Origin of the sequence: Delftia sp. WSY_7, assembly GCF_043104845.1 — a bacterium.
Lineage (GTDB): Bacteria > Pseudomonadota > Gammaproteobacteria > Burkholderiales > Burkholderiaceae_C > Comamonas > Comamonas tsuruhatensis.
The window spans coordinates 15266-30261 of record NZ_JBICLB010000048.1 but is presented as its reverse complement, the minus strand read 5'-3'; the positions used below and the strand labels follow the sequence as shown (position 1 = coordinate 30261).

Genomic DNA, 14996 nt, shown 5'->3' with positions numbered 1-14996 from the left:
CTTCATGCAAAAGGCCCTGGCTCTTGCGAACCAGGGCCTGCCAAGCTGCCAAACAGCCAGGGCAGCTTGCGCGTCAACGCCGTGCCGTGAACACCTTCCTGCTGCGCAGAGCCAGGCCTCCCAGCAGCCCGGACAGCATTGCGAGCGCCCATCCACCCAGCGAGGGAATGGCCTGCGCGCCTCCGGGTGCCACGGCAGCCACCACGGGAACGAACGGATCGCTGACGGAGCCCGTGGCCGGGTTGGTATCGCCCAGACCGTTGTCGGTGATGGTGTAGCTGACCGTGGTGCGGGCAGCGTTCAGGACCACGTTCAGCGAGGTGGCTGCATTTGTGGGGTCGAACCAGCCTCCTGCTCCGTCGGGCTTGCGGAACTGCACGCCCACGGGCAGCGGGCTGGGGTAGACCAGGGTCATCGTCACGGCGCCCGTGCATTGCTCGGCCGTGAAGGCGAATTGGCCGTTGGGCGCCTGCAGGCCTGGCGGTGTGGACGCCGCAGGTCCGAAGCCGCCGGTGGCCTGCAGCGTGCAGGTGGCACCGCCGCCGGACAGCGTCGCTGTCGGCGTGCCGGCCATGCCGGGCACGCTGCCTGGCGCGCCCACCAGCTCCAGCTTGCGCGGCGTGGCTTGTACCGCTGCGGAGTCCGCGCTGGTCTGTGCGCCGTTGGTGGCCTTGACGGTGAAGTTGTAGACAAATCCATTTGTCAGACCCGTCACGACGATGGGCGATGTGGTGCCCGTCTGCGTTGTCACGGAGGGGGCACCGGGTACCGCCACTGGTGTGGCGGTCACGGTGTAGCCGGAAATGGGCGCACCGCCGCTGCCCACGGAGGCCGTGAAGTTCACCGTGGCCTGGGCGTCTGCGGCAGTGACGGTGCCGATGACGGGGATATCAGGCGCGATGGCGTTCACGGCAAAGCTCTGCGTGACCTGAGGTGCGGCGCTGATGGCGGCATCGCCGGCCTGGTCGGCTGCAATGGTGCAGGTGCCTGCGGTCACGAAGGTCAGCGAGCCCGTTGGCGTGATGGTGCACACGCCCGGGGTGGACGATGTGAAGCTCACCGGATAGCTGGCGCCTGCGCTGGAGGTGGCTGTCAGCGTGGGTGTGGTGCCGAAGTTGTAGCTGGCAGCGGGCGTGAAGCTGATGGTCTGCGAGGCCCTGGGCGTCACGGCGTTGGATGCAGCCGAGGGAGAGCCTGGCCCCGCAGAGTTGGCGGCCGTCACCGAGAAGGTGTAGGCCGTGCCATTGATCAGGCCGGGCACGGTGATCGGGCTGCTGCCCGTCGCCGTGAAGCTGCCCGGGCTGGATGTGGCGGTGTAGGTGACGGCGGCTCCCCCGGTGGAGGCGGGTGCGGTGAAGCTCACCGAGGCCTGGGCATTGCCGGCTGTTGCCGTGCCGATGGTGGGCGCTCCCGGTGCGACGGCGTTGACGTTGAAGGTCTGCGAGACCTGGGGTGCGGCGCTGGTGGCCGCGTCGCCGGCCTGGTCGGCGTTGATGGAGCAGCTGCCAGCCGTCACGAAGGTCAGCGAGCCCGTTGGCGTGATGGTGCACACGCCCGTGGTGGTCGACGTGAAGCTCACCGGATAGCTGGCGCCTGCGCTGGAGGTGGCCGTCAGCGTGGGTGTGGTGCCGAAGTTGTAGCTGGCAGCGGGCGTGAAGCTGATGGTCTGCGAGGCCCTGGGCGTCACGGCGTTGGATGCAGCCGAGGGAGAGCCTGGCCCCGCAGAGTTGGCGGCCGTCACCGAGAAGGTGTAGGCCGTGCCATTGGTCAGGCCAGCCACGGTGATCGGGCTGCTACCCGTCGCCGTGAAGTTGCCCGGGGTGGATGTGGCGGTGTAGGTGACGGCGGCTCCCCCGGTGGAGGCGGGTGCGGTGAAGCTCACCGTGGCCTGGGCATTGCCGGCTGTTGCCGTGCCGATGGTGGGCGCTCCCGGTGCGACGGCGTTGACGTTGAAGGTCTGCGAGACCTGGGGTGCGGCGCTGGTGGCCGCATCGCCGGCCTGGTCGGCGTTGATGGAGCAGCTGCCAGCCGTCACGAAGGTCAGCGAGCCCGTTGGCGTGATGGTGCACACGCCCGTGGTGGACGATGTGAAGCTCACCGGATAGCTGGCGCCTGCGCTGGAGGTGGCTGTCAGCGTGGGTGTGGTGCCGAAGTTGTAGCTGGCCGCAGGGGCAAAGCTGATGGTCTGCGTGCCCTGGGGAGTAACGTTGTTGGACGTGGCCGCAGGGCCGGTCAGTCCTGCCGAGTTGGTGGCCGTGACGTTGAAGCTGTAGCTGATGCCATTGGTCAGACCGGGCACGGTGATGGTGCAGGCTGTCGGCCCCGTGCAGTATCCGGTCTGGCCTCCGCCCCCGCTGGCCACTGCGTTATAGGTGGAGATGGCCGAACCGCCGTTGCTGGCCGGGGCAGCGAATGTGATGGAGGCCTGGGCATTGCCGGCCGTGGCCGTGGCACCCGTGGGAGCACCGGGGGCCACCGGAACGGCGACCGTGTGAGTCCCGCCGCTGTTGAAGGACGCAGGCGGCCCGTTGCCCACGCTGTCGGCGATGTTGGTGCTGCCGTTCAGGTTGATCTTGATGGTGCCGGTGCCCGTGATGCCCGAAACGTTGACGTTGACGGAGCTGCCCGTGCTGGCCGAGACACTGGATATGGTGCCTGAAGCCGTGCCCGTACCGATCAGGGTGAAGTCGTCGGTGGAGATGTTGGTGACTGGCTTATTGAAGGTTGCCGTGAACGCCACGCTGGCATCGCCCGGGGCTGGCGAGCCGCTGACGGCGATGCTGCTGACGGTGGGGATCAGGGTGTCCACGGTGGCGTTGGCGGTGCTTGCCGTGGTGGTGATGTTGCCGGCGTTATCCGCGGCGCTGATGCTCGCATTGAGGTTGTTTCCTGCAACCCCAGCCGGCAGCGGGTGGGTGGCTGTCCAGATCCCGGCGGCGTTGGTGGCCGGTACGGCCACCGGGCCGTTGAAGGCGGACAGGTTGATGGTCACAGCACTGATGGTGTCAGTGTTGTTGTCGCCCGCAGCAGTGTTGTTCCATTGGGCGGTCACGGTGTCACCGGCCTTGAAGGCGCCGCCCACGCCGGACGCTCCCGACAGGGCGATGTTGCCAGGGGTGACGACAGGCGCAATGGTGTCTACCGTGGCATTGTTCGTGCCTGCCGTTGTTGCGGGACCATTGCTGTTGCTTGCCGTGACGGATACGTTGCGATTCGTGGCATCGATGGCGCCAGCCGACAGCAAATGGGTCGCTGTCCAGATGCCTGCAGAATTGAGAGCCGCCACCGAAGCGCCGCCACCGAACTGGGACAAATCGAAGTTGACGCCTGTGATCGGTGTGGCGTTGTAGTCTCCGCTGGCAGTGTTGTTCCAGCGTGCCGTGACGGTGTCACCTATCTTGAACGCTCCGCCTGTTCCCGTGGCTCCTGTCAGGCTTATGTGGTCAATGGAGATGCGTGGCGAGTTCTGCGCCCCTGCGATCGTAAAGCCGCGGAATTCGAAGTCGGCGAACTTGTTTGCCGGGCAGGCGCCACCGTCCCCGCCGCAATCCACATAGAGCTTGAAGCCTTTGAGTTTCTTGCCACTGAAATCGGCAAGCTGGGTTGCCGTGAAGGTGAACGCTTCTCCTGGCGTGGCGCTGCCGTTGATGGTGCTGGACGTGACCGTGCCACCGGATGCCAGCATCCCCACGATACGCACGTTGGTGAACTGGCTGACGGCACCATATTCACCGGCTGACAGGCCCGTCAGCTCGAACTTTGTGGTGTTGATATCGTCCGCTCTGAGATAGAAGTAGGTGCCGGTCGCAGTCCCTCCGTTCTGGATGTAGGCGGCGAAGGGCGCAGCTGAATATATTTGCAGTCCCAGTTGTGTATGTGTGCTGTCCCAGGCGGAGACGCGAAAATCCGTCTGGACTAGATCGAGGCTGTTGACGCTGAAGCTGGAGAAAGACTTTGGTCCGTCACTGGCCAGCAGCACGCCCGAGAAATCAGCCAGAGCCTTGTCCGAAAACGCCAGCTGCGTATCGACGTGGCCGCGCCGCACCTCCAGCTGCCAATCTCCACCCTGGGCCAGGTTGCCTGTGGCATTGCTGGACGCCGCCACGTCCAGCTGCGTTGCATGCTGCACGATGTCCAGCAGTTGCTCGCCTTCGGGCGTGGCTGCGAGATCGCAGCCGTAGAACAGCAGGTCACCGCCGGGACGCACGGCATTGCGCAGTGCGGCCAGCGATTCGATCTCGCCCTTGACGCTTTCGGCCGTGATGCGGCTGCTGCCCAGCAGCAGCACGCCGGCCTCGGCATGCGAGACCACGTGGATGGCTGACAGATTTTTGAACGAAGCCAGGGCCTGGACCAACTGGGGCAGGCCGGGGCGCGAGGCATCGATCTCCACCATCTGCACGCCGGGCTTGAGCGCACGCTGCAGCACGGCCCGGTCCTGCACGGCAGAGTCCACGATCACCAGTTCGCTGACGGGCGACGCCACGACGATCTCCAGCTCTCCCGGGGGGCGAGGCCGCAGGTCGCGCGCCGGCGCGGCACTGCGGGACAGGGGCAGGGCGGTCTGCTCGCCAGAGTCCTGGGGCGATCTCAGGTACGAGCGCAGGTACGAGCCCGCTGCCGGGCCTGCGGAACCCAGCAGGCCCAGCGGAAGCAGTGCGGCGGAGAAGCCGCCAAGGAATGTGGTGCCTATCATGGTGTTCCTCTCTGTGTTTCGGTGTCCGTCGCGGACGCTCTCTTGCTGGCGATGATGTGGGCCGAGGTGCCGGTGGTGTCCTGCCAGAAGTCCATGGCCTGGTACCTGGCAAACAGGTCGGGCGGCAGGATGCTGCGGCGCGGCTTGAAGGCCACCTTCCGGCGCACGTCGTGCAGGCCCTTGACGCCCAGTTGCAGGTCGAACTCGCTTTCGGAGTACTCGACGGCATTGAAGTCGTGGGCGAAGGCCTCTTCGCCGAGAAATTGGTAGATGAGTTCCACCGTGCGCCGAGGGTGCTGGGTGAGCAGGTCGTAGTCCACGATCAGCAGGCGCTCGGAAAACTCGCCGTAGTAGGCTTCCTTGAGCGCGGTCCATGCGCTGCCCACGGCACCGGCCACATGGATGAGCGACTCGCAGCGGCTGTACACCGTCTGGCGCGAGGCCGCGTTGAACATGCGGCTGTAGTCGAAGGGGTTCCTGCGGTAGATGGTCTCGAAGCTGTCCATGACCCATGCCGGATTGCGCACGCAGCACACCATCCTGAAGTCGGGCACCAGTTCCACGAGCTGGTGCATGCGTGCCGTCCACTGGCGGTTGGTGTCGAAGAGGACGGGCTGCTGCTGGCCGGCATAGTAGGCATCGACGATGGCCCGGCAGATGGCCTTGCGCCGGGCCTCGTCGAAGAAGGCGTGGGATTCGCTGCCGGCGCCCATCTGCTCGAGGGCGCCGTTGACCAGCCCCGCCACGGGACTGCTCATCGCGGCGTGAAAGCGCGGGTTCTGCCGCAGGATGCCCGCGAGCAGCGTGGAGCCCGAGCGCGGCAGGCCAGAGATGAAATGCAGTGTGCGTGGCATGGGCTGCGGCACGTCAGTTACGTGAGGGGAAGACGCCTTGCAACGCAATGCAGAAGTTCAGCACGAGAAAGGGCTGGCGATTCTCATGCGCGGTGTTGCCTCCGGCCGGAGTCAGCATGTTGGGAGCCATGGCGGCGCTGGGCGTGCCGTTGGTTCGCATGTACCGCACGACCCCAGTACCCCCCCGACCGTCGAACGTCAGGTAGGACGTGCTGTCAGGCGCTGCCTGGGTGCCTGGATTGTTCAGCCCGGTCAGCAAATGGTTGTGCTGGGGCATTTCAGTGGTCAGCAGCGTGACGGAATCAGTGCCTTCCGTGGAGCCGATGTTCCAGGACTGCTGCGGGTCGGCTCCGGTGACGACATGGCCTATCAGATTGGGCAGGCCGAAGGTTGTGGTTCCGTTGCCGCCATAGAAGGTTCCGATGATGGAAAACAATGCGGGGTTGGACTGGATGGCCAGCAACTGGCCATTGCACAGCGCCCAGTTCTTGGGGGCGAAGTTGAACGGAAATTGGCGAATTTCGCCGATGAAAGCGTCCATGGTGCTGTCCTAGTTCCTGGAGGGGTAGATGCCGTAGAGCGCAATGATGTAATTCATCGCCATGCTGGGCATGATGTTGTCGTGCGGTTGGCTGTTGCCTGCGACCGTGACCGATGCGGGTGCCATGGTCTGTGGGTTGGCCCCTGCCACCGGCTGTGGCGCATAGAAGAGATCGGACCCGTTTTGTGCAGGCACCAGCCCTGTGGCCTGTGCTGCGGTAGCCAGGGAGGTGCTGGCGACAAGACCGTGGGAATGGGTGGGGATCTGGTTTGTCGTGAGCGAGACCTGTGCCACTCCGAACTGCTGACCCACGGCGCGACTGGTCAGCCCCGGGCCTGCTCCCTGCCCCACGGGCACGCGGGATCGAAGGTCCGGCAGCTTGAAGGTGGTTTGCCCGTCTCCTCCGTAGATCGTTCCCAGCAGCGAGTACAGGGCGTCGTATTCAGAGATGTTGAGCGTCGCGCCATCGCACAGGTGCCAGCCTGCGGGTGCAAAACTGCCTGCGAACAGGCGGATCTCTCCAAGGTAATAGTCCATTGCGTATTCCTGTGGGCGCGTGTCAGTTGCGCGAAGGGTAGATGCCGGTCAGCGCGATGCACGGTGTCAGCACCAGCGAGGGTTGGCAGTTCTCGTGCGGCTGATTGCCGCCGGTGTTGGAGACGCTGGCCGGCGCGATCGGCTGCTGGCCAGCGGTGCCTGGTGCATAGAAATTGGTGGGGGCGCTGGTGGCCACGAGCGTGGCCGTGGCCATGCTGTTGTTGCTGAACGCGGGCGCATCCCCGCTGTCCGTGCTTGCCATGACGAAGTGGGTGTGCTGGGGAAGATTGTTGGCGACCAAGGTGACGCTTTCCACGCCACCCGGCAAGCCTTGCTGCAAGCCGCCGCCCGTGTGCCGTGCGACCCGGCCACGAAGATCGGGAAGCGCGAAGGTAGTGCTGCCGTTTCCGCCGAATTGCGTACCCAGCAGCGAGAACAGTGCCTGGTTCTGGTTGATGGCCAGAATCTGTCCGGCGCACATCGCCCATCCCTTGGGAGGCCAGCCATAGGGATACAAGCGGATTTCTCCAATGAAGTTTTCCATGGAAGCGTTGCCTTTCTGTTATCGCTTTGTGGGGGTGCAGGAGGGGTATGAAGGTGTTCAGGCGGCAGGCGGATGCCAGGCCATGCCCAGTTGAACGGCATCGATGCCCGATGACGCGAAGCCCAGCCGGGCGTACAGCCTTTGCGCGCCGTGGTTGGCTGCATCGACGCTCAGCGTGACCCGGCGGCCCAGCACGGCGGCACTGCCTTGCACCCAGCGCAGCAGAGCCGCGCCGTATCCTTGTCCGCGTACGGCAGGCGTGATCACGATGTCCACGATGTGCAGGTCCGCTCCGTTGTCATGCACCGTCAGTGCGCCTATGGGCACGCCCCTTTCCTGCACGATGAGGCGGGGTGCGCCGGCAAAGCGGCGCTGGTAGTCGGCCTGCTGGAAGTCGTACTGCTGGTCCAGCAGCTGGGCGAGGGCGGCCCCGGGCAGTGGCAGGGATTGCAGGTGCGGGCGCGCGGAGAGAAACAGTGCGCGCTGGAAGTCGCGGTCTTCGGGTTCAGCGGGACGGGTGAACAGGCCGGGGGGGCGCAGCGCTTCAAGCAGCATGCAGGGCCTCCGCATCCATCAGGGGTTGTGCGCACTGCAGCAGCTGTGCGTGCAGCGGGCCCAGGCGCGCTTCGATATCCTGGCGATCGCCTGCGCCAAAGACGGCTGCCTTGTCCTGCCCATCAGGCGAGAAGCGTTGGTCCAGCGCCTTGGCATGCTGGCTGAGGCGCACGGCGATGCGCTGGCGTGCGGCCTCGCTCGCATGAAGGCCGAAGCGCCGGGCTATCTGCTCCATGGCCCCGGCACCCAGCTGGCTGTAGTGCAGCACAGGAACGCCCTGGCTTTCGTGCAGGCCCCGCATCCGCTCCATCAGTGCCTGCAGCACGCGCATGCGATGGTCGAGCATGGAGACAAAGGGTTGGCTGCTCCTGCCGCAACAGAACACCGGACTGGCGCCAGCCAGCGACGGGTCGCCTGACATGTGCCGGCCGGCCTGCCTGTGGTGCGAGGCCAGGATCTCCACAGGATCGCGCACCAGCATCAGGCTGGGCACCTCGGGGTAGAGGTCCTGCAGTAGCTCCCACTGGAAGATGTCCCAGGCATTCCACTTGACCACAAGGTCATGGCGCCCAGGCACGGCGACGGTGATTGCCGACACCAGACCGGCAATGCCCTCGCGCTTTTGCGCACGGTCCAGCGAGGTGTCCAGCAGCAACTCGGTGAACACCGGCGGCTCCGACAGAACCAGCGTGCTGTCCAGCTCGGAAAGGCTGCCCGAGACCAGGGTGGAGCCGCAGCGCGAGAGGTGGAAGATGAAGCCGGCAGGCCGATGGCCCCCGCGCCTGGGAGCGCTGGCTGCGCACAGCTCGGCCAGCGGCGTGCGTGGCCGGATGAACTGATTCAGCAGCCTGCGCTGCAGGCAGCGGCTGATGTACTCGTCATGGAACGGCTCGGTGGCAGGGCCGTCCGGCAGGCACCACTGGATGCTGCGCGTGCGTGCCTCATACCTGTGTGGAAGCCAGCCACCGGCCAGCAGCGCGGTGGCTGGCACGGCAGCCTCCTTGCTCAACTGCTCCAGAGTCTGGATGAGCCGGGCATCGCCCCAGCCGTGAAGACGCCACAGCAGCCGCAACTGGGCGAGCACCGATTCCACACTTCCAGCCCGCTCAAACAAGGCCTGCTGCGACGGGCTTGCGATCAGTGCGGCAAAAGCGACCTGCAGCTCATGCATAGGCCTGTCCCTTGCCGATGCGGTCGGCCAGCCAGGCGTTGGCAATGCAGTCGATGACCAGATGGGTGCGGTCCTGCGTGCTCTGGTTCAGCACTTCATGCGTGGCGTCGGCATTGAAGTACCAGAGCTCTCCTGGGGCCATGGGGATTTCCAGGCCTTCCACGATGAATCGCACATCGGGGTGTGTGTAGACGGGCACGTGCAGTCGCGCCTGGCCATGATCCAGGCTCAAGCCATGGTCGCGATGCGGCTTGATGGATGAGCAGGCCTTCAGCTGCATCAGGCGCACGGAGCGCAGCGGGCATTGCAACTGGTCCAGCACCTCACGCATCGCCGGGCTGTGCTGCAGCGAAGGCAGATCGTCCCATTCTTCGTCAGGCGCCTCGATGGAGAAGCTCTGAAGAAGGGGGTGGGCCGCCACATGCTGGCGCTGGCAGCGCAGCGGCACCACGCGCCATGCACCTTCGTAGCCGCGGTGGTTCACATGGTCACACCAGTGTGAGGACAGCAGCGCATCGACCTCGTCCCGCAGTCCCTGCAGCCGTACCTCGGCCTCCAGCCGGGCAAACAAGGGCGCGCCGGCGCATGCGCCGACAGTTGTACAAGACGGGATGGCCCTGGCATTCATTGAAGTGCCTTGGCCAGCGGCAGGGGTGAGTCCACCAGCGGCACCACGCCACATGCTGCCGGGCCTGGTTCGGCCGCCTGCTCCATCTGCAGCAGCGCCTGTATGCGCGAGACGCAGGCAGCGATGCTGAGCTGGTGCGTGGCCAAGGCCAGGTCCGGAGCAGAGGGCACCTCGTAAGGAGAGTCGATGCCGGTGAACTGGCGCAGCTCGCCGCGGCGGGCTTTCATGTACAGGCCCTTGGGGTCGCGCTGCTCGGCGACGGACAGGGGAACATCCACGAAGATCTCGAAGAAGTCGCCCTTGTCGAACAAGGCCCGCGCAGCATCGCGCTCGGCCCGGAAAGGGGAGATGAAGGCGGCGATCACGATGGTTCCCGCATCCACGAACAGCCGTGCGACCTCTGAAACCCTGCGGATGTTCTCTGCACGGTCTTCGTTGGAGAAACCCAGGTCGCGGTTCAGGCCCTGGCGGATGTTGTCGCCATCAAGCACATAGGTGCGTCTGCCGGCGGCATGCAGCCGGGCCTGCAGCGCATTCGCGATTGTCGATTTGCCAGATCCGGAAAGACCGGTGAGCCATATGGCGCATGCCCTGTGGCCATGCAGATTTTCCCTGTCTTGCCTGGTAATGCAAAACGGTTGTGCATGTACGTCGGGCGGTGGGGTATGGCCGGAAAATGGCATGGCTTGGGTGGGAAAGCGGGAAAACGAAAGACGGGTCAATCGGACAGGGCGAATATCTACGAATTGTTAAGAAATTTCAAGAAAAATTACTGACGACAACATTCGCTTCTCCGCAGTGCAGGCGCACCCGTCTCCCCGGGGAAAACGTGCCGGAGCGTCCTGTCAGGGGATTGGGTGGGATGTCAATAACCAACGGCGATGGTTGTTGGCTATCTATTTATTTCAAGAAGGCATTTTCAATAGTTTTTTTGAAAACGTTTATCGACCATGCAAGCAGGTGAGATTTTGGTCGAAATGATTTTTCATTTTCATTAATACCATTTGCTCCAATGAATATCGCTGAGATGAGAGGAAGCCGCGATCATAGGAGACGCACGGAAAGTGGTATATCACTGGAAATAGGTATTCGTATGGGACGCTCCGTTGCCGGCATCAAGTTCATATCGGCTGCCGAGCGTTCCTGCGCGTGCACGGGCCCGCAGCCCTTTTTCCGTCCGGCGCCGGCAGGTCACGTGTAATGGAGGTTGGAAGCAGGACCGCTGCGTGTATGTCGCCCGAACGGGCTGCAGGCGGCGCAGGCGGCAAATGACGGGTCCCGGCTGCGACCCGAGGCAATGGCATAGGCCGGCCCTGCCTGCGAGCCGTTGCGCGACAGAGGGCTGGCAGCGCTCCTACCGGCCGGACGCAGGGGGGTATGCTCGCGGCAGCATGAAAAAAGCCCCTGGCTCTTGCGAACCAGGGGCTTCTTGTTTGGTGCCGGAGAAAGGAATCGAACCCTCGACCTTCTCATTACGAATGAGCTGCTCTACCAACTGAGCTACACCGGCGACAGACAAAAATTATAACGGCAAATTCATGCCTCGGAATGGTATTGCGTCACTTTTTCGACTTCGTTCTTCGAGCCGAGGATGACGCTCACACGTTCGTGCAGCTGCGTGGGCTGGATGTCGAGGATGCGCTGCTTGCCGTTGGTGGCGGCGCCGCCGGCCTGCTCGACCAGCCAGGCCATGGGGTTGGCTTCATACATCAGGCGCAGCTTGCCGGGCTTGTTGGGCTCGCGGCGGTCCCAGGGGTACATGAAGATGCCGCCGCGGGTCATGATGCGGTGCACGTCGGCCACCATGGAGGCGATCCAGCGCATGTTGAAGTCCTTGCCGCGCGGGCCTTCCACGCCGGCCAGGCATTCGTCCACGTAGCGCTTGACGGGGGTGTCCCAGTGACGCATGTTGGACATGTTGATGGCGAATTCCTTGGTGTCCTCGGGGATGCGGATGTTTTCCTGCACCAGCACGAAGGAGCCTTGCTCGCGGTCCAGCGTGAACATGGAGACGCCGTCGCCCACGGTCAGCACCAGGGTGGTCTGCGGGCCGTAGATGCAGTAGCCGGCGGCGACCTGCTGGGTGCCAGGCTGCATGAAGTCCTGCTCGGTCACGCCGGGGTGGCCTTCGGGCTTCTTGAGCACGCTGAAGATGGTGCCGATGGATACGTTGACGTCGATGTTGGACGAGCCGTCCAGCGGATCGAACATCAGCAGGTACTCGCCGTGCGGGTAGCGGTTGGGCACCAGGTAGATGCCTTCCATTTCCTCGGAGGCCATGGCTGCCAGGTGGCCGCCCCATTCGTTGGCCTCGATCAGCACCTCGTTGGCGATGATGTCCAGCTTCTTCTGGACTTCGCCCTGCACGTTCTCGCTGCCGGCCGTGCCCAGCACGTCGCCGATGGCGCCCTTGTTGACGGATTGGCTGATGCGCTTGCAGGCGCGTGCCACGACTTCCAGCAGCAGGCGCAGCTGGCCGGGGATGAGGCCGTCCACGCGTTGCTGCTCGACCAGGTAGCGGGTCAGGCTGACGTTTTTCTTCATGGGTTCAACTCCTAAAAATCCGGGAGCAGATGCGGCATGGCGTATGCATCTGCTGATGAACAGCATTTCAGTGATTCCTGGCTTGCAGCATAAAACCGGCGCTGCTCAAGCCGGGGACACCGAGGAAGAGCCGCCTCGCACCGAGGGTGTCGTCCCCCTGCAAGGGGGAAGGCGCGAAGCGACTCAGGGGGTGGCTCGTCAATCCGCGAGGGCGCGGGTGACGACTTCACGCACGTCGTTGCTGAGTTCGGCGCGGGCCGCCACGCGGGCGATGGCCTCGCGTGCCGCCGTGCGGTAGGGCTCGGCCAGCTTGCTCCAGCGGTCCAGGGCACGCGCCAGGCGGGCGGCGACCTGGGGGTTGATGGCGTCCAGCTCGATGACGCGCTCGCTCCAGAACACGTAGCCCGCCGCGTCGGCGCGGTGGAAGGCGCCGGGATTGGCGCTGCAGTAGCTGAAGATCAGGCTGCGCGCGCGGTTGGGGTTCTTGATCTGGAAGTCGGGGTGCTTCATCAGCTGCTTGACGGCCGGCAGCACGTTGCCGCCACGGTCGCAGGCGCCGCCCTGCAGCGCGAACCACTTGTCCAGCACCAGCGCATCGTGCTGGAACAGCTTGTGGAAACGCGCCAGGGCCTGGGCGGCCAGCGGGTGGCCGCTTTGCACCAGTGCCGTCAGGGCGCTCATGCGGTCGGTCATGTTGCCTGCGTCCTTGAAGCGCTGCAGCGCCTTGCCGGGCCAGACCGTGTCGCCCGAGGCGCGCGCGGCCAGGCACAGCATGGACAGTGCCATGCCGGACAGGGCGCGGCGGCCGGAGCTGACGGGGTCGGGGCGGTAGGCGCCGGTGTCGCTGTGCTCCTGCCATGCCTGCTGCCAGTCGGCCTGCAGTTCGGTGGCCAGTTGCTGGCGCATGGCTTCGCGCACGGCGTGCACGCGCTGCGGATCGACCACGGCCAGCTGCTCGGCAATGTAGCTTTCGCCGGGCAGGGTCAGCATCAGTTCCTTGAAGGCCGCATCCAGCTGCGGATGGCGCAGCACGCCGCGCATGGCCTCGACGAAGGAGGCCGGCAGCAGGGCAGCGGCGATCTGGCCGCTGGCGTCTGCCGTGATGGAGGTGTCGCCAATGGCCTGCAGCGCGATGCGCAGGCCCAGGCGCTGGCCGGCTTCCCAGCGGTTGAAGGCATCGCTGTCATGGGCCAGCAGGGTCAGCAAGGCGGCATCGCTGTCGCTGTGCTGCAGCACCACGGGGGCGCTGAAGCCGCGCAGCAGCGAGGGCACGGGCTCCTGGTCCACGTCGGTGAAGACGAAGCTGTGGCTGGGTTCGGACAGCACCAACAGGCGGCTGTCGCCGGCTGCCTGCGCATCTTCGCCCTGCAGGCGCAGGGTCAGCGCGCGGCCGTCCTGGCCCAGCAGGCCCATCTGCACGGGGATGACGAAGGGCAGCTTCTCGGCCTGGCCGGGCGTGGGCGCGCAGCTTTGGCTCAGGGTCAGCGTGTAGGTGCGGGCGGCCGCGTCATAGCTGCCTTCGGCGCGCAGCTGTGGCGTGCCGGCCTGGCTGTACCAGCGCTTGAACTGGTCCAGGCGCCGGGCCAGTTCGCTGTCGGGGTTGGCGTCGGCCATGGCCTGGGCGAAGTCGTCGCAGGTCACTGCGTGGCCGTCATGGCGCTCGAAATACAGCTTCATGCCCTTGGCGAAGCCTTCGCGGCCCACCAGGTTGTGCTGCATGCGCACGACCTCGGCACCTTTTTCGTAGATGGTGACGGTGTAGAAGTTGTTGATCTCGATGTAGCTGTCGGGCCGCACCGGGTGGGCCATGGGGCCTGCATCCTCGGGGAACTGGGCGGTGCGCAGCACGCGCACGTCCTCGATGCGCTTGACGGCGCGCGCCGAGGGGCTGCCCGCCATGTCCATGCTGAATTCCTGGTCGCGGAAGACGGTCAGGCCTTCCTTGAGCGACAGCTGGAACCAGTCGCGGCAGGTGACGCGGTTGCCGGTCCAGTTGTGGAAGTACTCGTGGCCGACGACGGACTCGATGTTGGCGTAGTCGGTGTCGGTGGCCGTGGACTGGCTGGCCAGGACGTACTTGGTATTGAAGACGTTCAGGCCCTTGTTCTCCATGGCGCCCATGTTGAAGTCGCTGGTGGCGACGATCATGAAGCGGTCCAGGTCCAGCGACAGGCCGAAGCGGGCCTCGTCCCAGGCCACGCTGGCCATGAGGGAGTTCATGGCGTGCTCGGTCTTCTCCAGGTCGCCGGGGCGCACGAAGACCTGCAGCAGGTGGTCGCGGCCTGCGCGGCTCTTGATCTTTTGCTCGCGCGCGACCAGGTTGCCGGCCACCAGGGCGAACAGGTAGCTGGGCTTGCGGTGCGGATCGGCCCACTTGGCGAAGTGGCGGCCGTCTTCCAGCGCGCCTTGCTCGACCAGGTTGCCGTTGGACAGCAGCACCGGGTACGCGGTCTTGTCGGCGCGCAGCGTCACGGTATACATGGCCATCACGTCGGGACGGTCCAGGAAATAGGTGATGCGGCGGAAACCCTCGGCCTCGCACTGGGTGAAGAACGTGCCCTGGCTCACATACAGGCCCATGAGCTTGGTGTTCTTGGCGGGCGCGCAGGTGGTGAAGATTTCCAGATCGACGGGGTCGCCGCCCTCGGGCAGGTTCTCCAGCACGAGCTGGTCGCCGTCCATCTTGAACGAGGTGCCGCCGCCGTTGACCAGCACGCGCGCAAGGTTCAGTTCATCGCCGTCCAGGCGCAGCGGCTGCGCCGGCACCTCGGTGTTGCGGCGCACGCGCATCTTGTTGAGCACGCGGGTCTTGGCCGGATCGAGATCGAAGGTCAGGTCCACGGTGTCGATCCACCAGGCAGGAGCCTGGTAGTCGGCGCGGTGGATGGCGGTGGCAGGGGCCTGCCCGTCACGCAGTTGCAGCATA

The 14996-nt window shown here is 65.2% G+C and carries 11 protein-coding genes and 1 tRNA gene; all 12 read right to left on the bottom strand.

Annotated elements, in window-relative coordinates; translation table 11 throughout:
- Positions 1-73: 73 nt before the first annotated feature.
- Positions 74-4696 carry a DUF4347 domain-containing protein gene (locus tag ACF8ME_RS25035; RefSeq protein ID WP_392418634.1) on the bottom strand — a complete coding sequence of 1541 codons (4623 nt, stop codon included), beginning with the start codon at positions 4694-4696 and terminating at the stop codon, positions 74-76.
- Positions 4693-5550 (bottom strand): sulfotransferase, encoded by an 858-nt coding sequence (locus ACF8ME_RS25030; RefSeq protein ID WP_034364027.1) that lies wholly within the window; start codon positions 5548-5550, stop codon positions 4693-4695. The genes ACF8ME_RS25035 and ACF8ME_RS25030 overlap by 4 nt, the downstream gene beginning before the upstream one ends.
- Before the next feature lie 13 nt (positions 5551-5563).
- Positions 5564-6091, bottom strand: coding sequence for a phage tail protein (locus ACF8ME_RS25025; protein WP_034364007.1), 528 nt, complete (start codon positions 6089-6091; stop codon positions 5564-5566).
- A 9-nt stretch (positions 6092-6100) separates the two neighbouring features.
- The gene (locus ACF8ME_RS25020) at positions 6101-6628 is read right to left on the bottom strand and encodes a phage tail protein (protein ID WP_047219765.1); all 528 of its coding nucleotides are present in this window, start codon (positions 6626-6628) and stop codon (positions 6101-6103) included.
- Positions 6629-6650: 22 nt separating this feature from the next.
- On the bottom strand, positions 6651-7172 hold the full coding sequence (locus ACF8ME_RS25015; protein WP_034364006.1) for a phage tail protein: 522 nt from the start codon (positions 7170-7172) through the stop codon (positions 6651-6653).
- Between the two features lie 57 nt (positions 7173-7229).
- Positions 7230-7727: a GNAT family N-acetyltransferase gene (locus ACF8ME_RS25010; RefSeq protein WP_052013988.1), complete on the bottom strand. Its 498-nt coding sequence runs from the start codon at positions 7725-7727 to the stop codon at positions 7230-7232.
- The gene (locus ACF8ME_RS25005) at positions 7717-8898 is read right to left on the bottom strand and encodes a sulfotransferase family protein (RefSeq protein WP_374005353.1); all 1182 of its coding nucleotides are present in this window, start codon (positions 8896-8898) and stop codon (positions 7717-7719) included. The genes ACF8ME_RS25010 and ACF8ME_RS25005 overlap by 11 nt, the downstream gene beginning before the upstream one ends.
- Positions 8891-9469 carry an aspartyl/asparaginyl beta-hydroxylase domain-containing protein gene (locus ACF8ME_RS25000; RefSeq protein ID WP_288896103.1) on the bottom strand — a complete coding sequence of 193 codons (579 nt, stop codon included), beginning with the start codon at positions 9467-9469 and terminating at the stop codon, positions 8891-8893. The genes ACF8ME_RS25005 and ACF8ME_RS25000 overlap by 8 nt, the downstream gene beginning before the upstream one ends.
- 53 nt (positions 9470-9522) lie before the next feature.
- Entirely contained in the window at positions 9523-10209 is a 687-nt protein-coding gene (gene cysC, locus ACF8ME_RS24995; RefSeq protein WP_043791449.1) for an adenylyl-sulfate kinase, read from the bottom strand.
- A 751-nt stretch (positions 10210-10960) separates the two neighbouring features.
- Positions 10961-11036, bottom strand: a tRNA-Thr gene (locus ACF8ME_RS24990).
- Positions 11037-11062: 26 nt separating this feature from the next.
- Positions 11063-12070 carry a class 1 fructose-bisphosphatase gene (locus ACF8ME_RS24985; protein WP_012205101.1) on the bottom strand — a complete coding sequence of 336 codons (1008 nt, stop codon included), beginning with the start codon at positions 12068-12070 and terminating at the stop codon, positions 11063-11065.
- Positions 12071-12268: 198 nt separating this feature from the next.
- Positions 12269-14995: an aminopeptidase N gene (pepN, locus tag ACF8ME_RS24980; protein ID WP_016450620.1), complete on the bottom strand. Its 2727-nt coding sequence runs from the start codon at positions 14993-14995 to the stop codon at positions 12269-12271.
- Position 14996: the final 1 nt, after the last annotated feature.

Coding starts and splice junctions, on each gene's coding strand:
- ACF8ME_RS25035 (WP_392418634.1), bottom strand. CDS start 4,696: ATGATAGGCACCACATTCCTTGGCGGCTTCTCCGCCGCACTGCTTCCG.
- ACF8ME_RS25030 (WP_034364027.1), bottom strand. CDS start 5,550: ATGCCACGCACACTGCATTTCATCTCTGGCCTGCCGCGCTCGGGCTCC.
- ACF8ME_RS25025 (WP_034364007.1), bottom strand. CDS start 6,091: ATGGACGCTTTCATCGGCGAAATTCGCCAATTTCCGTTCAACTTCGCC.
- ACF8ME_RS25020 (WP_047219765.1), bottom strand. CDS start 6,628: ATGGACTATTACCTTGGAGAGATCCGCCTGTTCGCAGGCAGTTTTGCA.
- ACF8ME_RS25015 (WP_034364006.1), bottom strand. CDS start 7,172: ATGGAAAACTTCATTGGAGAAATCCGCTTGTATCCCTATGGCTGGCCT.
- ACF8ME_RS25010 (WP_052013988.1), bottom strand. CDS start 7,727: ATGCTGCTTGAAGCGCTGCGCCCCCCCGGCCTGTTCACCCGTCCCGCT.
- ACF8ME_RS25005 (WP_374005353.1), bottom strand. CDS start 8,898: ATGCATGAGCTGCAGGTCGCTTTTGCCGCACTGATCGCAAGCCCGTCG.
- cysC (WP_043791449.1), bottom strand. CDS start 10,209: ATGCCATTTTCCGGCCATACCCCACCGCCCGACGTACATGCACAACCG.
- ACF8ME_RS24985 (WP_012205101.1), bottom strand. CDS start 12,070: ATGAAGAAAAACGTCAGCCTGACCCGCTACCTGGTCGAGCAGCAACGC.
- pepN (WP_016450620.1), bottom strand. CDS start 14,995: ATGCTGCAACTGCGTGACGGGCAGGCCCCTGCCACCGCCATCCACCGC.